This is a genomic window from Comamonas antarctica, from assembly GCF_013363755.1.
Taxonomy (GTDB): domain Bacteria; phylum Pseudomonadota; class Gammaproteobacteria; order Burkholderiales; family Burkholderiaceae_C; genus Comamonas; species Comamonas antarctica.
Map to the genome: position 1 here is coordinate 3,083,501 of NZ_CP054840.1, position 19,042 is coordinate 3,102,542.

At 66.3% G+C, this 19,042-nt stretch carries 20 protein-coding genes and 1 tRNA gene; 9 read left to right on the top strand and 12 right to left on the bottom strand.

What is annotated here, in order from left to right:
• Nucleotides 1–4 precede the first annotated feature (4 nt).
• The 12 genes from nuoF to rpsO all read right to left on the bottom strand — a co-directional run bounded on the left by nuoF (nt 5) and on the right by rpsO (nt 9,849).
• Nucleotides 5–1,363: an NADH-quinone oxidoreductase subunit NuoF gene (nuoF, locus tag HUK68_RS14250; protein ID WP_175504770.1), complete on the bottom strand. Its 1,359-nt coding sequence runs from the start codon at nt 1,361–1,363 to the stop codon at nt 5–7.
• Nucleotides 1,360–1,851, bottom strand: coding sequence for an NADH-quinone oxidoreductase subunit NuoE (gene nuoE, locus HUK68_RS14255; RefSeq protein WP_175504771.1), 492 nt, complete (start codon nt 1,849–1,851; stop codon nt 1,360–1,362). The genes nuoF and nuoE overlap by 4 nt, the downstream gene beginning before the upstream one ends.
• On the bottom strand, nt 1,848–3,101 hold the full coding sequence (locus HUK68_RS14260; RefSeq protein WP_175504772.1) for an NADH-quinone oxidoreductase subunit D: 1,254 nt from the start codon (nt 3,099–3,101) through the stop codon (nt 1,848–1,850). The genes nuoE and HUK68_RS14260 overlap by 4 nt, the downstream gene beginning before the upstream one ends.
• Before the next feature lie 27 nt (nt 3,102–3,128).
• Nucleotides 3,129–3,737, bottom strand: a complete 609-nt coding sequence (locus HUK68_RS14265; protein WP_175504773.1) for an NADH-quinone oxidoreductase subunit C — start codon at nt 3,735–3,737, stop codon at nt 3,129–3,131.
• Between the two features lie 10 nt (nt 3,738–3,747).
• A complete protein-coding gene (locus HUK68_RS14270; protein ID WP_175504774.1) occupies nt 3,748–4,227 on the bottom strand; it encodes a NuoB/complex I 20 kDa subunit family protein in 480 nt (159 codons plus the stop codon).
• A 24-nt stretch (nt 4,228–4,251) separates the two neighbouring features.
• Entirely contained in the window at nt 4,252–4,611 is a 360-nt protein-coding gene (locus tag HUK68_RS14275; protein ID WP_175504775.1) for an NADH-quinone oxidoreductase subunit A, read from the bottom strand.
• A 79-nt stretch (nt 4,612–4,690) separates the two neighbouring features.
• Nucleotides 4,691–4,775 (bottom strand) — tRNA-Leu (locus tag HUK68_RS14280).
• 124 nt (nt 4,776–4,899) lie between these two features.
• Complete coding sequence (gene secG / locus HUK68_RS14285) at nt 4,900–5,274, bottom strand: preprotein translocase subunit SecG (RefSeq protein ID WP_175504776.1); 375 nt, start codon at nt 5,272–5,274, stop codon at nt 4,900–4,902.
• Nucleotides 5,275–5,312: 38 nt separating this feature from the next.
• Nucleotides 5,313–6,068, bottom strand: coding sequence for a triose-phosphate isomerase (gene tpiA / locus HUK68_RS14290; RefSeq protein ID WP_175504777.1), 756 nt, complete (start codon nt 6,066–6,068; stop codon nt 5,313–5,315).
• Nucleotides 6,065–7,057 (bottom strand): NAD(P)H-quinone oxidoreductase, encoded by a 993-nt coding sequence (locus HUK68_RS14295; protein WP_175504778.1) that lies wholly within the window; start codon nt 7,055–7,057, stop codon nt 6,065–6,067. The genes tpiA and HUK68_RS14295 overlap by 4 nt, the downstream gene beginning before the upstream one ends.
• 103 nt (nt 7,058–7,160) lie before the next feature.
• Nucleotides 7,161–9,374 (bottom strand): polyribonucleotide nucleotidyltransferase, encoded by a 2,214-nt coding sequence (gene pnp / locus HUK68_RS14300; protein ID WP_175504779.1) that lies wholly within the window; start codon nt 9,372–9,374, stop codon nt 7,161–7,163.
• A gap of 208 nt (nt 9,375–9,582) precedes the next feature.
• Nucleotides 9,583–9,849, bottom strand: a complete 267-nt coding sequence (rpsO, locus tag HUK68_RS14305; protein WP_159914338.1) for a 30S ribosomal protein S15 — start codon at nt 9,847–9,849, stop codon at nt 9,583–9,585.
• A gap of 241 nt (nt 9,850–10,090) precedes the next feature.
• Here rpsO and HUK68_RS14310 point away from each other — a divergent pair, with 241 nt between their 5' ends.
• From HUK68_RS14310 to HUK68_RS14350, 9 genes are all read left to right on the top strand, one after another.
• Complete coding sequence (locus tag HUK68_RS14310) at nt 10,091–10,375, top strand: hypothetical protein (RefSeq protein ID WP_244146180.1); 285 nt, start codon at nt 10,091–10,093, stop codon at nt 10,373–10,375.
• A gap of 89 nt (nt 10,376–10,464) precedes the next feature.
• Nucleotides 10,465–11,040: a GspH/FimT family pseudopilin gene (locus HUK68_RS14315; protein ID WP_175504780.1), complete on the top strand. Its 576-nt coding sequence runs from the start codon at nt 10,465–10,467 to the stop codon at nt 11,038–11,040.
• Nucleotides 11,028–11,666, top strand: a complete 639-nt coding sequence (gene pilV / locus HUK68_RS14320; protein ID WP_175504781.1) for a type IV pilus modification protein PilV — start codon at nt 11,028–11,030, stop codon at nt 11,664–11,666. The genes HUK68_RS14315 and pilV overlap by 13 nt, the downstream gene beginning before the upstream one ends.
• A gap of 4 nt (nt 11,667–11,670) precedes the next feature.
• Nucleotides 11,671–12,516, top strand: coding sequence for a PilW family protein (locus tag HUK68_RS14325; RefSeq protein ID WP_244146181.1), 846 nt, complete (start codon nt 11,671–11,673; stop codon nt 12,514–12,516).
• Nucleotides 12,513–13,220, top strand: coding sequence for a pilus assembly PilX family protein (locus tag HUK68_RS14330; protein ID WP_175504782.1), 708 nt, complete (start codon nt 12,513–12,515; stop codon nt 13,218–13,220). The genes HUK68_RS14325 and HUK68_RS14330 overlap by 4 nt, the downstream gene beginning before the upstream one ends.
• Before the next feature lie 10 nt (nt 13,221–13,230).
• Nucleotides 13,231–16,647 (top strand): pilus assembly protein, encoded by a 3,417-nt coding sequence (locus tag HUK68_RS14335; protein WP_175504783.1) that lies wholly within the window; start codon nt 13,231–13,233, stop codon nt 16,645–16,647.
• A gap of 30 nt (nt 16,648–16,677) precedes the next feature.
• Complete coding sequence (locus tag HUK68_RS14340; protein ID WP_175504784.1) at nt 16,678–17,106, top strand: type IV pilin protein; 429 nt, start codon at nt 16,678–16,680, stop codon at nt 17,104–17,106.
• A 33-nt stretch (nt 17,107–17,139) separates the two neighbouring features.
• On the top strand, nt 17,140–18,249 hold the full coding sequence (ribD, locus tag HUK68_RS14345) for a bifunctional diaminohydroxyphosphoribosylaminopyrimidine deaminase/5-amino-6-(5-phosphoribosylamino)uracil reductase RibD (RefSeq protein WP_175504785.1): 1,110 nt from the start codon (nt 17,140–17,142) through the stop codon (nt 18,247–18,249).
• A 34-nt stretch (nt 18,250–18,283) separates the two neighbouring features.
• Nucleotides 18,284–18,913, top strand: a complete 630-nt coding sequence (locus tag HUK68_RS14350) for a riboflavin synthase (RefSeq protein WP_175504786.1) — start codon at nt 18,284–18,286, stop codon at nt 18,911–18,913.
• Nucleotides 18,914–19,042 lie beyond the last annotated feature (129 nt).

The following is a 19,042-nucleotide window of genomic DNA, read 5'->3' on the forward strand; positions in this document are numbered from 1 at the left end:
GCGATCAGGCCGCCGTGGCGGTCTGCTTGGAAGCGCTCTGGATCTTCGCTTCGAACTCTGGGCGGAAATGCTTGATCATGGCGCGCACCGGCATCGCTGCCGCATCGCCCAGCGCACAGATCGTGCGCCCCATGATGTTCACGGACACCGAGTCCAACAGCTCGATGTCTTCGGGACGGCCCTGGCCGTGCTGGATGCGGTGCACCACGCGCCACAGCCAGCCCGTGCCTTCGCGGCAGGGCGTGCACTGGCCGCAGGACTCATGCGAATAGAAGTACGACAGGCGCAGCAGGCACTCGACCATGTCGCGCGAATCGTCCATGACGATCACCGCGCCCGAGCCCAGCATCGAGCCGGCCTTGGCGATCGAATCGTAGTCCATCGTGCATTGCATGATGATGTCGGCCGGCAGCACCGGCGACGACGATCCACCCGGGATCACGGCCTTGAGCTGGCGGCCCTTGCGCACGCCGCCGGCGAGCTCGAGCAGCTTGGCGAAGGGCGTGCCCATGGGCACTTCGTAGTTGCCCGGACGCTCGACGTCGCCGCTGACCGAATAGATCTTGGTGCCGCCATTGTTCGGCTTGCCGCATTCGAGGTAGGCCTGGCCGCCGTTGCGGATGATCCAGGGCACGGCCGCGAAGGTTTCCGTGTTGTTGATGGTCGTCGGCTTGCCGTACAGGCCGAAGCTCGCCGGGAACGGCGGCTTGAAGCGCGGCTGGCCCTTCTTGCCTTCGAGCGATTCGAGCAGCGCGGTTTCCTCGCCGCAGATGTAGGCGCCGAATCCATGGTGGGCGTGCAGCTGGAAGCTGAAGTTGCTGCCCATGATGTTGTCGCCCAGGAAGCCCGCGGCGCGCGCTTCTTCCAGCGCGGCTTCGAAACGGTCATAGACCTCGAAGATCTCGCCGTGGATGTAGTTGTAGCCGACCGTGATGCCCATGGCGTAGGCCGCGATGGCCATGCCTTCGATCACGATGTGCGGGTTGAACATCAGGATGTCGCGGTCCTTGCAGGTGCCGGGCTCGCCTTCGTCCGAGTTGCACACCAGGTGCTTCTGGCCGGGGAACTGGCGCGGCATGAAGCTCCACTTCAGGCCGGTCGGGAAACCCGCGCCGCCACGGCCGCGCAGGCCCGATTCCTTCACGGTCGCAATCACCTGGTCCTGGGTCAGGCCTTCGCCGCCGTCCTGGGCCAGGATCTTGCGCAGGGCTTCATAGCCGCCGCGCGCGACGTAGTCCTTGAGAGACCAGTTGCTGCCGTTCAGGCCCGCATAGATCTGCGGCTCGATGTGGCGGTCGTGGAAGCAGGTCTCGTTGCCCGACGACGCGAAGCGCGCCAGAACGTCTTGTGCTGCCTGGCTCATGCTTGGCCTTCCGCGGCGCGCAGGCCGTCCACGAGCTCGTCGAGCTTCTCGTTGCTCATGAAGCTGCACATGCAGCGGTCATTGACCAGCATGACCGGCGAATCGGCGCAGGCGCCCAGGCACTCGGACTGCTGCAGCGTGAACATGCCGTCGGGCGTGGTCTCGCCCATCTTGATGCCCAGCTTGGACTCGAGGTGGTGCAGCGCCTTGTAGCCGTCGCGCAGCTGGCACGGCAGGTTGGTGCAGACGTTGAGCTTGTACTTGCCCACCGGCTGCTGGTTGTACATGTTGTAGAAGGTGGTGACTTCATGCACGGCAATCTGGGGCATGCCCAGGTAGTCGGCAATGATCGCCTCGTTCTCGACGCTGACCCAGCCCTCTTCCTGCTGGACGATGGACAGGCAGGCCATCACGGCCGATTGCTTCTGGTCGGCCGGGTACTTGGCCACCTCGCGCGCAAAGCGCGCTTTAGTCGCTTCAGTGATCATCGGTCAATCTCTCCGAACACGATATCCATGGTGCCGATGATCGCTACCGCGTCGGCAATCATGTGGCCGCGGGCCATCTCGTCGAGCGTCGCCAGATGGGCGAAGCCGGGCGCGCGGATCTTCAGGCGGTAAGGCTTGTTGGCACCATCGCTGACCAGGTAGATGCCGAACTCGCCCTTGGGGTGCTCGACGCAGGCATAGGCCTCGCCTTCGGGCACGTGGAAACCTTCGGTGAAGAGCTTGAAATGGTGGATCAGCTCTTCCATGTTGGACTTCATCGTCTCGCGCGACGGCGGAGCCACCTTGTGGTTGTCGGTGATGACCGGACCGGGGTTGGCACGCAGCCAGTCCACGCACTGCTTGATGATGCGGTTGGACTGGCGCATTTCGGCCACGCGCACCAGATAGCGGTCGTAGCAGTCGCCGGTCACGCCCACGGGCACGTCGAAATCGATTTCCGAATAGACGTCGTAGGGCTGGGTCTTGCGCAGGTCCCAGGCAATGCCCGAGCCACGCAGCATCGGGCCGGTCATGCCCAGGTTCAGCGCGCGTTCGGGCTGGACCACGCCGATGCCCACGGTGCGCTGCTTCCAGATGCGATTGTCGGTCAGCAGGGTCTCGTATTCGTCCACGCAGTGCGGGAAGCGCTGCGTGAAGTCGTCGATGAAGTCCAGCAGCGAGCCCTGGCGGTTGCGGTTGAGCTGTTCGATGGCCTTGGCGTTCTTGACCTTGCTGACCTTGTACTGGGCCATGCTCTCGGGCAGGTCGCGGTAGACGCCGCCGGGACGGAAGTAGGCCGCGTGCATGCGCGCGCCCGACACCGCCTCGTACATGTCCATCAGGTCTTCGCGTTCGCGGAAGGTGTAGATCAGGATGGTCGAGCTGCCGCAGTCATTGCCGTGCGAGCCGAGCCACATCAGGTGGTTCAGCAGGCGCGTGATCTCGGCGAACATCACGCGGATGTACTGCGCGCGCTTGGGCACTTCGAGGCCCAGCAGCTTCTCGATGGCCAGGCAGTAGGCATGCTCGTTGGACATCATCGACACGTAATCCAGCCGGTCCATGTAGGGCAGCGACTGGATGTAGGTCTTGTGCTCGGCGAGTTTTTCTGTGGCGCGATGCAGCAGGCCGATATGCGGGTCGGCACGTTGCACGACTTCGCCGTCCAGCTCAAGCACCAGACGCAGCACGCCGTGCGCTGCCGGGTGCTGCGGTCCAAAGTTCAGGGAATAGTTTTTGATTTCAGCCATGTGCGTCTACTCAAGGTGCAAAGCACCTCAATGCAGGCCTCCGTACTTCTCTTCGCGGATGATGCGCGGCGTGATTTCACGCGGCTCGATGGTGACCGGCTGGTACACCACGCGCTGCTGCTCGGCGTCGTAGCGCATCTCGACATGGCCGGACAGCGGGAAATCCTTGCGGAACGGATGGCCGATGAAGCCATAGTCGGTCAGGATGCGGCGCAGGTCGTTGTGGCCGTCGAAGACGATGCCGTACAGGTCGAAGGCCTCGCGCTCGAACCAGTTGGCCGAATTCCACAGTTCGCTGACCGAAGCCACGAGCGGGAAGTCGTCATCGGGGCAGAACACGCGCACGCGCACGCGCTGGTTCAGGCTCACCGACAGCAGGTGCGAGACGGCGGCATAGCGCAGGCCGTCGCGGCCGACTTCGGCATAGGCCGAATAGTCGATGCCGCACAGGTCGATCAGTTGCTCGAAGCGGCAGTCGGGGTGGGTCTTGAGCAGCTCCATGGCGCCGAGGTACTCGGCGGCGGAGACTTCCACCGTGACTTCGCCCAGGGCCAGGGTCACGCTGCGGGCGCGTTCGCCCAAAGCAGCAGCCACCAGATCCCGAAGTCTTTCGGGCTGAATTGCAATTGCGGTCATCATCGGGCCTTTAAACGCGGGCGATGGTATGGGTGCGGCGAATCTTCTGCTGCAGCTGGATGATCCCGTAGATCAGTGCTTCGGCGGTTGGCGGGCAACCGGGCACATAGACATCCACCGGGACGATGCGGTCGCAACCGCGGACCACGGAATAGCTGTAGTGGTAGTAGCCACCGCCATTCGCGCAGGAACCCATGGAAATGACCCAGCGCGGCTCCGACATCTGGTCGTAAACCTTGCGCAGGGCCGGAGCCATCTTGTTGCAGAGCGTGCCGGCAACAATCATCAGGTCGGATTGCCGTGGGCTGGCGCGGAACACCTCGGCGCCGAAACGGCCCAGGTCATAACGCGCGGCGGCGGTATGCATCATTTCCACCGCGCAGCAGGCCAGACCAAAGGTCATCGGCCACAGCGAACCGGTCTTGGCCCAATTCACCACCGAGTCATAACTGGTGGTGATGAAGCCTTCCTTCATCACGCCTTCGATCATCGTGTTTCCTTATTTGACTACCGGTCATTCCCAGTCAAGCGCACCCTTTTTCCACTCGTAGGCAAAGCCCACGACCAGGATGGCGAGAAAGATCACAACGGCGGCGAAACCTGCCAGACCCACCTCCTGGAGCGAGACTGCCCAGGGAAGGAGAAAAGCGATTTCCAAATCAAACAGGATGAACAGGATGGCCACGAGGTAGTAGCGCACGTCGAATTTCATACGTGCGTCCTCGAAGGCTTCAAAGCCACATTCGTAGGGGGAGTTCTTGGCGGCGTCCGGACGATTGGGGCCGAGGAAATAGCCCAATGCCAGAGGCAGGATGCCGACGGAAGCACCCACCAGGATGAACAGAAGAACGGGGAGATATTGATCGATGTTCATCTGGGGCTCTCACCTTGATCAAAGGCACGCCCAGACACAGATCACAGCCTGATCATCTGGGCAGGCTTTGTATATATTATGGTGCCGTCGGCGAGACTCGAACTCGCACAGCTTTCGCCACTACCCCCTCAAGATAGCGTGTCTACCAATTTCACCACGACGGCTTCGTCTCAATCCTTGCGCATCGGAAGGCTAGAGGAGTCTTCTATAAGACTTTGACCTCCCGAGCAATCTAAGTATTCTACTCTGAAAAACCCCTAGGAAAAGAGATTTTTCAGATTTTTCAAATTACTTGGTCGGGATCTGCGCCGCGCCTTCGGCGGGTGCAGCGGGCACGGCCGGAACGGCTGCAGGGGCATCGCCGGCAGCCGGCACGGGCACGCTCACGGCCGCGCCTTCGAGCACGCTGCCCGTCGTGGGAGCACGGCTGTTGCCGATATACGCCAGGGCCAGCGTGGCGACGAAGAACACCGCGGCCAGGATGCCGGTGGTGCGCGACAGGAAGTTCGCGCTGCCCGAGGCGCCGAACAGGCTGCCCGAGCTGCCGCCGCCAAACGACGCGCCCATGTCGGCGCCCTTGCCATGCTGGATCAGGATCAGGCCGATCATGGCCAGTGCGGTCAACATCTGGATGACCAGGATCACGCTTGCGAATGCATTCATTTCTTCAACTCCTCAACTAACGATAAAAGCGCAGCGCCTCAGTCGGCGGCCGCGATGATCTGCAAAAAGTCGGCCGCCTTGAGCGACGCGCCGCCCACCAGGCCGCCATCGATGTCGGGCTGGGCCAGCAGCTGCGCGGCGTTGGCCGCGTTCATGCTGCCGCCGTACAGCAGCGCAATGCCGTCGGCTTGCGTGGTGGCCGCGGCCAGTTGTGCGCGCAGCACGGCGTGCACTTCCTGCGCCTGTTCGGGCGAAGCCGTGCGGCCGGTGCCGATCGCCCAGACGGGTTCGTAGGCCACCACCAGTTCGGTCACGCAGTGGCCCACGGCCTGCACCACCGCGGCCAGCTGGCGCTTGACCACGTTCTGGGTCTCGCCGGCTTCGCGTTCCTGCAGCGTCTCGCCCACGCAGACGATGGGCGTGATGCCCACGGCCAGCGCGCGCTGCGCCTTGGCGGCCACGACGGCATCGGTCTCGCCATGGTACTGGCGGCGCTCGGAGTGGCCCACCAGCGCGTAGCGCACGCCGAAGTCACGCAGCATCTCGGCCGAGGTCTCGCCGGTGAACGCGCCTACCGCGTGCTCGGACACATCCTGCGCGGCCAGCGCGATGCGGCTGCCTTCGGCCAGCGCCTGAACCTGCGCCAGATACGCCGCGGGCACGGCCACCGCCACGCCGCAGCCGGCCTCGGCCGCGGCCTGCGCCAGGCCGTCCTTGAGCGCGCCGACCAATGCGGCATTGGCAGCCAGGCTGCCGTTCATCTTCCAGTTACCGACAATGAGTTTTTTCTTCATGCTTGCCATGTCAAAACGATTTTTCCGGTGTGCTCGCTCGATTCCATCAGCGCATGCGACTGCACGGCTTGCTCGGCGGCGAATTGGCGAAAGATCACGGGGCGGACCTTGCCCGATTCGAGCCAGGGCCAGACATTCTCGCGCAGCGCCCTGGCAATGGCGCCCTTGAAGGCCACCGAACGCGGACGCAGCGTCGAGCCGGTGACCGTGAGGCGCCGGCGCAGCACCAGGCTGGCGTCGAACTGCGACTTCACGCCGCCCTGCACCGCGATGATCACCAGCCGCCCGTCTTCGGCCAAGCACTCGACTTCGCGCGCGACATAGTCGCCCGCCACCATGTCGAGAATCACGTCCACGCCGCGGCCCTCGGTGATGCGCATGACTTCGGCGACGAAGTCCTGCGTCTTGTAGTTGATCGCATGCTGCGCGCCCAGCGCCAGGCAGTTGTCGCACTTGGCATCGCTGCCGGCGGTGATGATGACGTTCGCGCCCCAGGCACGGGCCAGCTGGATCGCGGTCACGCCGATGCCGCTGCTGCCGCCCTGCACCAGCAGCGTCTCGCCGGGTTGCAGCGCGCCGCGCTGGAACACATTGCTCCACACCGTGAAGTAAGTCTCGGGCAGCGAGGCCGCCTCGACATCGGACAGGCCCTGGGGCACGGGCAGGCATTGCGCCACCGGGGCCACGCAATACTCGGCATAGCCGCCGCCGGCCAGCAGCGCGCAGACACGGTCGCCGACCTGGATGCCAGCCGCGGCCATGGCCTCGGCGTCGCCACTTTCGACCACGCCCGCGACTTCGAGGCCGGGAAGCTCCGAAGTGCCGGGCGGCGGCGCATAGCGGCCCTTGCGCTGCAGCACGTCGGGGCGGTTGATGCCGCTGGCCGCCACGCGGATCAGCAGCTCGCCCGCACCGGCCACGGGGGTCGGGTGCTCGGCCAGCCGCAGGACCTCGGGGCCTCCGGGGGAAGTGATTTCAACAGCGCGCATGGGCAACCTCGCGAAAGAAAGACAACGGTCCGGCGCGAGCACCGGCAGAAACCAAAAAATCGGCCTCCCATGACGGAGGCCGATTCCTCAGCGCAGCAGCAGCTTATTGCTGCTGGTCATTGGCACGCGGCGCGCGCGGCTCGCGGGGTTCGCGTTGCTCGCGGGGTTCACGCGGCTCGCGGCGCTCGGCAGGAGCCGGACGGTCGCCACGCGGCTCGCCTGCGGGGCGCTCGGCCAGGGCCTTCATGGACAGCTTGACGCGGCCCTTTTCATCGGTTTCCATGACCTTGACCTTGACGATCTGGCCTTCGCGCAGGTAGTCATTGACGTTTTCCACGCGCTCGTGGGCGATCTGGCTGATGTGCAGCAGGCCGTCCTTGCCGGGCAGCAGGTTGATCAGCGCGCCGAAATCGAGGATCTTGGTCACGGGACCTTCATAGACCTTGCCGATTTCCACTTCCGCGGTGATCTGCTCGATGCGCTTCTTGGCTTCGTCGGCCTTGGCGGCTTCGGTCGCGGCAATGGTGATCGTGCCGTCTTCGTCGATGTTGATCTGGCAGCCGGTCTCTTCGGTCAGCGCACGGATCACCGAGCCACCCTTGCCGATGACGTCGCGGATCTTCTCGGGGTTGATCTTCATGGTGTAGAGCTTGGGAGCGAAGTTCGAGACTTCGGTCTTGGCTTCGCCCATGGCGCTTTGCATCGCGCCCAGGATGTGCATGCGCGCTTCCTTGGCCTGGGCCAGGGCGACCTGCATGATTTCCTTGGTGATGCCCTGGATCTTGATGTCCATCTGCAGCGCGGTGATGCCGTTGGTCGTGCCGGCCACCTTGAAGTCCATGTCGCCCAGGTGATCTTCATCGCCCAGGATGTCGGTCAGCACGGCGAAACGGTTCTCTTCCTTGATCAGGCCCATGGCGATGCCGGCCACATGGGCCTTCATCGGCACGCCGGCGTCCATCAGCGACAGGCAGCCGCCGCAGACCGAAGCCATCGACGACGAACCGTTGGACTCGGTGATTTCCGAGACCACGCGCATCGTGTAGGGGAACTCTTCCTTGGTCGGCAGCACGGCCACCAGGGCACGCTTGGCCAGACGGCCGTGGCCGATTTCGCGGCGCTTGGTCGAACCCATGCGACCGACTTCGCCGGTGGCGAAGGGAGGCATGTTGTAGTGCATCATGAAGCGGTCTTCGTACTCGCCGGCCAGCGCGTCGATGCGCTGGGCATCGCGTTCCGTGCCCAGCGTGGCCACGACCAGCGCCTGGGTCTCGCCGCGCGTGAACAGCGCCGAGCCGTGGGTGCGGGGCAGCACCGAGTTGCGGATCTCGATCGGGCGCACGGTGCGCGTATCGCGGCCATCGATGCGCGGCTCGCCGGCCAGGATCTGGCTGCGCACGATGCGCGCTTCGATGTCGAACAGCATGCCTTCGACCTTGACTTCGTCGAACACCACGCCCTGCTCGGTCAGGCCGGCCTTGACGACGGCGTACGCGTCGCGGCAGGCGTGCGTGCGGCTTTGCTTGTTGCGGATCTGGTAGGCGTCGCGCAGGGCCTGCTCACCCAGGGCGTTGACCTGGGCAATCAGCGCCTCGTCCTTGGCCGGAGCCTGCCAGTCCCAGACCGGCTTGCCGGCGTCGCGCACCAGTTCATGGATGGCGTCGATGGCAATGCGGCTTTGCTCGTGGCCGAACACCACGGCGCCGAGCATGATTTCCTCGGACAGCTGCTGGGCTTCGGACTCGACCATCAGCACCGCGGCTTCGGTACCGGCCACGACCAGGTCCATCTGCGAGTCCTTGCGCTGCGTCTGGCCGGGGTTGAGCACGTATTCGCCATTGATGTAACCCACGCGGGCGGCACCGATGGGACCGGCAAACGGGATGCCCGAGACAGCCAGCGCGGCCGACGAGGCGATCAGCGCGGCGATGTCGGCATCGACTTCGGGGTTCAGCGACACGGTGTGGATCACCACGTGCACGTCGTTGTAGAAGCCTTCGGGGAACAGCGGGCGGATCGGACGGTCGATCAGGCGGCTGGTCAGCGTCTCATGTTCGCTGGGCTTGGCTTCGCGCTTGAAGAAGCTGCCGGGGATCTTGCCGGCGGCGTAGGTCTTCTCGATGTAGTCCACGGTCAGGGGGAAGAAATCCTGGCCCGACTTGGCCTTCTTCGAGGCCACCACGGTGGCCAGCACCACGGTGTCGTCGATGTTCACCAGCACCGCGCCAGACGCCTGGCGGGCGATTTCACCGGTTTCCAGGGTGACCGTGTGCTGGCCCCATTGGAAGGTCTTCGTGACTTTGTTGAAAATGCTCATTTTTGCTCCTTGATTGATAGCTATATATTCATAGCCGGCAATGGATTGGAGGACAAATCAGAACACGATGCCATTCCAGCAGACCTGTGCGCTGGCCGCGAGCCACAAGGCTGTTGGAATGACATAGCTTCGCTCTGTTATCCATCCTCCGAAGTAAAAAACGCCTGAGCTAGCAGGCTAACTCAGGCGTTTTTCTATCTGACCTGGCTTACTTGCGCAGGCCCAGCTTGGCGATCAGCGCGGTGTAGCGGTCGGCGTCGCGGGACTTCAGGTAGTCCAGCAGCTTGCGGCGGCGGCTCACCATGCGCAGCAGGCCGCGGCGACCGTGGTGGTCCTTGGCGTGCTGCTTGAAGTGGGGGGTCAGTTCGTTGATGCGTGCGGTCAGCAGGGCGACTTGCACTTCGGGGCTGCCAGTGTCGTTTTCGGCACGGGCATTGGCCTTGACAACTTCGGCCTTGATAGAGGATGCGATCATTTGGTTTTTTCCTGTATGCGGGGCAGCGGCCAGGCGCGCCCCTGTTGACTTGCGCCAGCGGCTGGAACGGCCATCGGCGTGCGTCTTGCACCATGCAAAACCCCGCGATTATAGCGCGCCGCGTTTTTGCCGCCCGCAGCCTTGCGGCTTTACCGTGCTGGCGCCAGGGACGAAACGCGCGTCGCGGACGCCGCGGCGCAGAATTTCCGGCGTTCATCCGCGCCCCCCGAGGAGGCCTGCCATGCCCGCCTGGTTTCTTTTGAGCGCCCCGGCGCTGGCCCTGCTGCTGGCGGCCGCTGCGGCCGAAGCCACGGGTACCCGGGCACCGGGCGCAGGCCCGGCGCCGCATGCCGCGCCCACGGCACGCACCAGCCGGCGCAAGCCGCGCATCGTCCATCTGCCCAGCCCTTCGGAAGAAAGCACGGCGCAGCGCGACCGGCGCCTGGCGCGCGAATGCCGCGGCCTGCCCAATGCCGGCGCATGCCTGGGGCGTGCAGGGGCGCATTCCGCGGCCGGGCGCCAGTGACGACCGGGCAGCGTTCCGCTGGTCGGGCGCATCCTGCCGCCTGTCGGCCTTTTCTGGCTCCGACCCGGGATCTGTGCTCAAGTCCAGGCATGAAGCTTCGATCCTCCCGCTTCGCAGACCTGGGCACACAGCGTGCATCCGGCCTGACGCTGGTCGAGGTCCTTGTGACTCTGGCCATCGTCGCGCTGCTGATGACGCTGGCCGTGCCCTCCTTCAAGCCCATGCTCGACCGCTGGCGCGTGAAGCAGAGCGTGGGCGCGCTCACCGACACCATCCGCCTGGCGCGCTCCGAGGCCATCAAGCGCGGCGGCAATGTGGTGATCCAGAAGCTGCCCAACGACACCGATGGCTGCACGCTCGCGGCCGCGGCCGGCGAGTGGGGCTGCGGCTGGCGCGTGTTCGTCGACAGCGACGGCAGCGGCAGCTACACCACCGGCGACGTGATACTGCAGACGGCCCAGGTACCGGGCGGCATCCAGGTCCGGCATGTCGTCAGCGTGGCGGCCATCGGGGTCGACCGCTGGGGCAAGATGGACGGACTCAACGCCAAGAGCTTCACGATCTTCCCTGCGCCCGACGGCACCGCCTCCCCGGCCACGCGCACGCTGTGCATCTCGGCCGGTGGACGCATCCACGACGAGGAGGGTGCGACATGCCCCGGCTGAAGCAGCAAGGCATCACGCTGGTCGAGTCGCTGGTGGCGATCGTCGTGATGGCGCTGGGCGTGCTGGGCATACTGGGCGTGCAGATGCGCACGCTGGCCGACACCCAGACCAGCGTGCGCCGCGCCCAGGCAGTGCGGCTGATCGAGGACCTGAGCGAACGCATCCGCGCCAATCCCGGCGGCCTGTCGCAGCTGGCCAGCTATGTCATGGACCAGCCGGCGCCCGCCGCGCCGCCCACGGCCCAGGACGTGGCGGCACTGCAGACCTTGCAAACCACCTGCAGCACGAATGCCTGCACCAGTGGCCAGCTGGTCACGCGCGACCGCGCGCTGTGGCTGGCCACGGTGCAGCAGAGTCTGCCGCTGGGAAATGCACGGGTGTTTGTGGTGGACAGTGAAAACGTCGCCGTCGACCGGCGCCAGCTGGGCGTCATGATCAGCTGGCGCGAGAACGAGCGCGCCATGGACGACAGCAGCTACACCGCCGCGCTCCAGTCGCCCGACAGCACGGCCAGCGGCGTGGGCTGCCCCACGGGCCGCAGCTGCCACCTGCAGTACATCCAGCCCGGCGCGCGCTGCATTCCCTATGGCGCCTCGGGCACGGCCCAGGTCATGTGCCCGGATTGACGCCATGCGCCGCCCTTCTTCGCCCTCCCCGATGCGTGGCCAGCGCGGCCTGACCCTGGTCGAGCTGCTGGTCGGACTGGCCATCGGCCTGATGACCATTGCCGTGGCCATAGGCACGCTGGTCATCTCGCGCCAGGTCTCGGGCTCGGTCAGCGAGGCAAGCCAGTTGCAGCAGCAGGCCGCGCAGGCGTTCCGCAGCATCGGCCAGCAGGCGCGCCAGGCTGGCTCGCTGCGCCTGAACCTCGCCTATGCCAAGGACAGCAGCCAGAGCGTGGACCTGGCCGACCCGGTGGCGTTCGAAGTACCGACCGGCGTGACGACCGTGGGCGGCGTGGATACCGCCGCCGGCAGCCAGGACCAGCTCACGCTGGCCTACCAGGACTACACCGAAGAGCTGGTCGGCAGCAGTACCGCGCAGTCCCAGTTCCGTGATTGCCTGGGCCAGGCCGGCGCGGGCACGCCCAGCGTCGTGCGCAGCGGCTACTCGCTCGACAAGCCGTCCGGCGCCACCCGCGGCGAACTCGACTGCCGCGGCAGCGCCGGCAGCGCCCAGCCGATCATCGAGAACGTCGCGGACTTCCGCGTGCGCTTCCTTCTGCAGGGCGGCGACTTCGGCAACCCGACCATGCGCTACCGCACCGCCGGCACGCTGGCGGCCGCGGACTGGCCGCATGTGCAGGCCATCGAGGTCTGCCTCGAGATGGAAGGCAACGAGAACCTGCCGGCCACCACCGTGCCCTACCTGAACTGCGCCAACCAGAGCGTGGTGCGCGGCCAGAAGCTGCGCATGGTGCTGCGCAACACCTACCAGATCCGCAGCCAGGGCCGGCCCACCGGGGTCACGCCATGAGCGCTTCACGCCAGCGCCAGCGCGGCCTGTCCCTCTTGATCGTCATCGTCATCGTCATGCTGACGATGCTGATGGCGGTGTGGGGCGCGCGCACGGCGCTGTTCAACGAGCTGATCGTCGGCAACGATGCCGACTACCAGCGCAGCTTCGAGGCCGCGCAGGCCATGCTGCAGGACGCCGAACTCGACATCCTGGGGCAGACCGCCGACGGCAGCGCCTGCCAGCCGAGCAGCAGCGACGGCAAGATCTGCCGGCGCACCGCCAGCGCGTGGTTCGTCGTCGAGGAAAAGGATGTCGTGAGCCTGCTGTCGACGCTCGAATCCCAGTCCCCCGTGCCCTGCCTGCAGGGCATCTGCGCCAAGCGCACCGGCAAGCAGGATTTCTGGAACGATGCGACGCTGCTGGGGCAGATGCGCAACGTCGGCGCGCGCTACGGCGAGTTCACCGGCGCGCGCAAGGCCGCCGGCAGCAATCCCATCCTGCAGGCCACGGCCGCGGGCCAGGGCGCGTGGTACTGGGTCGAGGTCATGCCCTACGCCACCAGCAGCACCGGCCTGATCACCAATTCGGGCGCCGCCGCCAAGCTCGAGCTCAACCTCAATCCCGCCGTCGTCTACCGCATCACCGCCGTGGCCCAGGGCCTCAAGGACAGCACCCAGGTAGTGCTGCAGTCGACGCTGGCACGGCAGAAACTCAAGGACTGACGGAGCGCATATGTCCAGGATCTCCGCCTTTTTCGGCGCGCTCGTGCTGGTGGCTGCCGCCGGCTTGCTGCCAGCCACGCCCGCGCAGGCCGCGCAGTACAGCCTGGTGCAGTATCCGGCCGGCACCGCCAGCCGCGAGCCCGCGCCCAACGTCATCGTGTCGGTCGATGACTCGGGCAGCATGGGCACCTCGGGCATCAACACGCTCAAGGCCGCGCTGCGCCAGACCTTTTCGTCGGAAAACGTGGCCGATGGCTTGATCCGCCTGAGCTGGCAGTCGATGAACAGCAGCTGCAACACCATCCCGCTCAACACCACCGCCTGCAAGAACAGCCTGAAGATCCTGCAGGGCACGCACCGCAGCAACTTCCTGAGCTGGGTCGAGACGCTCACGCCGTCGGGCGGCACGCCCTCGCACCGCATGGTCAGGAATGCCGGCGACTACCTCAAGCGCACCGACCTGGGCGTCAACAGCCCCTGGGCCGCCGACCCCGGCACGCGCGAGGCACCGGTGATCAGCTGCCGGCGCTCGTACCACATCTTCATGACCGACGGCGCCTGGAACAGCGGCACCTCGAACACCTCGCAGCACGTCGATGCCGACCGCGATCTGGCCGCCTACCAGGCCATCAACAACATCGGCAATCTCGACAACACGCGCACCACGCTGGGCGACGGCGTGACGGTCTACGACCCCACGGCTGCGACCTCGCGGCTCTACAAGGATGACTGGGGTTTCAACACCACCGTCACCTACGAACGCGTCTGTCAGCTGCTGATCTTCTGCCAGGACGTGGCGCGCACCACCTACGGCCTCAATACCCTGTCGGACCTGGCCTTCCATTACTGGGCCACCGACCTGCAGCCGGGCATTGCCAACGAGATCCGCCCGCTGATCAAGAAAAGCGGCGACGAAACCTTCACCTCGGGTTCGGGCAGCAGCCTGCGCACCACCACGCTGCCGCAGTTCTGGAATCCGAGGAACAACCCGGCCACCTGGCAGCACATGACCACCTACACCATCGGCTTCGGCTCGGGTGCCTCGGCCTGGACCGGCAGCCCGACCTTCGATGGCGATACCTATGCCGGCGAACTCAACCGGCTGATCACCGGCGACATCGCCTGGCCCACGCCACTGTGCGGCACCGGCAACACCGGGCTGGGCAACAATGCCTGCGACGGCAGCACCGGCTACTCCGCCACCGCCAAGGACAACAACCGGCGCATCGAGCTGTGGCATGCGGCGCTCAACGGCCGCGGCAAGTTCACGCCCGCGCCCACCGCCGACGACCTGACGCGGGCCTTCCAGGAAATCGTCGGCACCATCGTCGAGGACACCTCCACGCCCGTCACCAGTTTCACCAGCGCTTCCTCCTCGGTCACGCGCACCGGCACCTCGCAGTATTCGTCGGGCTACAACGCGGCCGGCTGGACGGGCTATGTGCGTTCCGACACGCTGGCCCAGGACTCGGCCGCCGCCACCCCCAACCCCGGCTGGGGCCTCAAAACCAACACCGGCACCGGCCTCACCACCGCCGACAAGCTTGACGCCCTGAGCGCCAGCGACATCGCCAACCGGCTGATCCTCACCACGGCGACGGCCACGCTCACCAACGCCGCGGAAGCCCCGGTGGCATTCAGCTTTGCCAACCTGGGCACCACGCAGAAAGCCGCGCTCAAGCAGACCGTCCTCGAAAGCGACACCACCACGGCCGCGCGCGTGAACTACCTGCGCGGCGACCGCAGCCTCGAGAGCGGCGGCACCGTGCGCACGCGCAACTCGCGCCAGGGCGATATCGTCAACTCGGCGCTCTGGTATGTGGGCGCGCCCGTCAGCAATTATTCCTTCGACAACTACCGCGTCTTTGCAGCCGCGCAAGCCGCGCGGCTGCCCATGGTCTATGTGGGCGGCAACGACGGCATGCTGCACGGGTTTTCCGCCGTCAATGGCGCCGAGCGCATCGCGTATGTCCCCAAGGGCGTCATCGCCAACCTCAAGGACCTGGCATCCACGAGCTATACCCACCGCTACTACGTCGACGGCTCGCCGTTCAGCGGCGATGTGAACCTGGGCAACAGCAGCACGCCCAACTGGCGCACGCTGCTGGTGGGCACGCTGGGCGCGGGCGGCAGAGGCTACTTCGTGCTGGACATCACCAACCCGGGCAGCACCGCCACCGGCTCCACGGCCATCGCCAGCAATTTCGCCGCCAGCAATGCGGCCAGCCTGGTGCTCATGGACAAGACCGCGGCCCCCGGCGACACCGCCGTGGGCGATGCCGCCGATATCGGCCATGTCTTCGCGGCGCCGATCGTCGACGACAACAACCCGCAGAAATCCAGCCAGATCGTGCGCCTGAACAACAACCGCTGGGCGGTGGTCATGGGCAATGGCTACAACAGCGCCAACGAACGCCCGGTGCTGCTGCTCCAGTACCTCGACGGCGCGCGCGAACTGAAGACCCTGGTGGCCGCAAACTCCGGCACCAATGCCACCAGCAACGGCCTGTCGGCGCCGCGTTTGGTGGACATCGACGGCAACGGCACGCCCGACGTCGTCTATGCGGGCGACCTGCGCGGCAACCTGTGGAAGTTCGATATCGGCGCGGCCGATGCCGCCGCCTGGAACGTGGCGTTCAGCGGCCGCCCGTTCTACACGGCCGTGTACACCTCGGGCAACGCCAGCAGCGCGCAGCCGATCACCGCCGCGCCCATCGTGCGCGCCAACGACCGCGGCGCCACGGGCTTGATGGTGGCCTTCGGCACGGGGCGCAACATCACCGAGGGCGACCGCACCGACGTGTCGGTGCAGAGCATCTACTCGCTGCTCGACAGCACGGTCTACCGCATCGTTTCCGGCCGGGTCGCGGTCGACACCACCAACGGCCAGCCCCAGCCCATCGGCACGGGCCTGGGCAGCCTGCAGCAGCAGACCGTGTCGCTCACGGCCATCGCCGGCACCGACCGCACCTTCTACACCGTCAGCCAGAACACCGTGGCCTTCACCGGCAGCAGCGCGCGCAAGGGCTGGTACCTGAACCTGCCCGAGGCGGGCGAACGCCTGCTCGGCGAAATGTCGTTCTTCGACGGCAGCAACATCCTCGAGGTGCTGACCGAGGTGCCGGGCTCGGGCAGCAGCGTGCTCGAGGAGAGCTGCTCGCCGGCATCGACGCTGCCCAGGCGCTTTCGCACCTTCCTGAACATCATGGACGGCCGCAAGCCCACGGTGCAGCTCATCGACACCAATGGCGACGGTGTCTACAGCATCACCGGCGACAGCGGTGCCTCGCGCATGACCGCGTCGATCAAGGAAAGCAAGGTCAGCAACCGCAGCCAGGAAATCCGCACCGGCTCGGACGGCGTGGTCGACCGGTTTGCCAAGATGCCCGAGCAGCCGCTGCGCCCCAGCTGGCGCCAGTTGCGCTGAACGCACCCTCCCCTTTGAAGGCCAAGCACCATGCCCCCATCCTCCCAACGCGGCTTCACCCTGATCGAGATCATGATCACCGTGGCGATCGTCGGCATCCTGTCGGCCGTGGCTATTCCCAGCTACCAGGAATACATACGCCGCGGCGCGCGCGCCGAAGCCCGCGCCGGGCTGCTGCAGGCGGCGCAGTGGATGGAACGCGCGGCCACCGTCACCGGGGTCTATCCCACAGCCGCCAGCAATGGCGCCAACTTCTTTCCCACGGGACTGGGCACGGTGCCATCCAACCGCTACGCCATCACGCTGGCGAGCACCGCCACGACGTTCACGCTGACGGCCACGCCGCAGAACGCCCAGCTCGGCGACAAATGCGGGGCCTTCACGCTCACCCACAACGGCATCCGCAGCAACACCAGCCTGGCCAGCGGCACCACCTCGGCCGACTGCTGGAACCGCTGACGCGGCGATCTTCTGCGCTAGGATGGCGGCCACATGACGGCCACACCTGACTTTATGCAACGCGCGCTGGCGCAAGCCGCCCAGGCGCTTTTCCTGAGCAACCCCAATCCACGCGTCGGCTGCGTGATCGTCGCGCCCGACGGCCGCACCCTGCTTGGCGAGGGCCACACCCAGCAGGTCGGCGGCGCGCATGCCGAAGTGATGGCGCTGCGCGATGCCGCGGCCCGCGGCAACGATGTGCGCGGCGCCACCGCCTATGTCACGCTCGAGCCCTGCGCCCACCAGGGCCGCACCGGCCCCTGCTGCGATGCGCTGGTGGCCGCCGGCATCGGCCGCGTCGTGGCCTCGCTGGAAGATCCCAATCCGCTGGTCGCAGGCGAGGGCTTTGCGCGGCTGCGCGCCGCCGGCGTGGCCGTGGAGATCGGGCCGGGTGCCGAGGCCGCGCGCGAACTCAACATCGGCTTTTTCAGCCGCATGCAGCGCGGCACACCCTGGGTGCGCATGAAGGCCGCAGCGTCGCTCGACGGCACCACGGCGCTGGCCAACGGCGAAAGCCAGTGGATCACCTCGCCGCAGGCGCGCGCCGACGGACATGCCTGGCGCGCCCAGGCCTGCGCGGTGCTGACCGGCATCGGCACCGTGCTGCAGGACGATCCGCGCCTCGACGTGCGCGATATCGAAACCCCGCGCCAGCCGCATGTGGTCGTTGTGGACAGCCGGCTGCAGATGCCGCTCGCTGCGCGGCTGTGGATGCCGGGCCGCAGCTGCTTCATCTACACTGCCAGCGACAGCGCCGCCAAGACCCAGGCCTTGCAGGCGCTGGGCGCGACGGTCATCCATCTGCCCAATGCGCATGGCAAGGTCGATCTGGCCGCGATGCTGCGCGACCTGGGCCGGCGCGGCCTCAACGAGCTGCATGTCGAGGCCGGCTACCAGCTCAACGGCTCGCTGATGCGCGAACGGCTGGTCGACGAACTGCTGCTGTATCTCGCGCCCAAGCTGCTGGGCTCGGGCCGCGGCATCTGCCATATCGGCCCGCTCGCGGCGCTGGCCGAGGGGCCGGAACTCGAATTCCACGATGTCGCGCGCGTCGGCCCGGACCTGCGCGTGCGCGCGCGGCTCGCCCGGCGGCCCGCATTCTGAGCCCTGTCTTTTTCCTCCTGCCACAATCGAACACATGTTTACTGGAATCATCACCGGCATGGGGCGCATTGCCGCCGTGCAGTCGCTTGGCGACACCCCGGCCCACGGCAAGCGCCTGGTCATTGAAACCCCCGCCGGCTATCTCGACGATGTCGGCCTGGGCGACAGCATCGCGCTCAATGGCGCCTGCATGACCGTCACCACGTTCGACAAGGCCGCGCAGCGCTTCACCGTCGACATCTCGGCCGAGTCGCTCGACAAGACCACCGGCCTGGCGCAGACCGGCCCGGTCAACCTCGAAAAAGCCCTGCAGGCCCACGACCGCCTGGGCGGACACCTGGTCAGCGGCCACGTGGACGGCCTGGGCCGCGTGACCCACTTCGCGCCGCTGGGCGAAAGCTGGGAACTGCGCATCCTTGCGCCCGCCGACCTGGCGCGCTACGTCGCCTACAAGGGCTCGATCACCGTCAATGGCGTGAGCCTCACCGTCAACCAGGTGCGCGACCAGGCCAACGGTTGCGAGCTGAGCATCAACCTCATCCCGCATACCGTCGAGAACACTGCGCTGGGCGTGCTGGCCGAGGGCTCGCAGGTCAACCTCGAGATCGACCTGATCGCGCGCTATGTCGGCCGCATGATGGACCGGCCCGCGGCCGCTGCCTGATAAGGCCCAGACGGCACAGACGGCACGCCGGCGCCCTCGGCAAGCCAGTGTTGTCTTACAAGCGAGGATGGCGACTCCAGCTATACCTATGTCATCAGGGCGGGTAAGGTATCCGCCCTCTGTCCCACC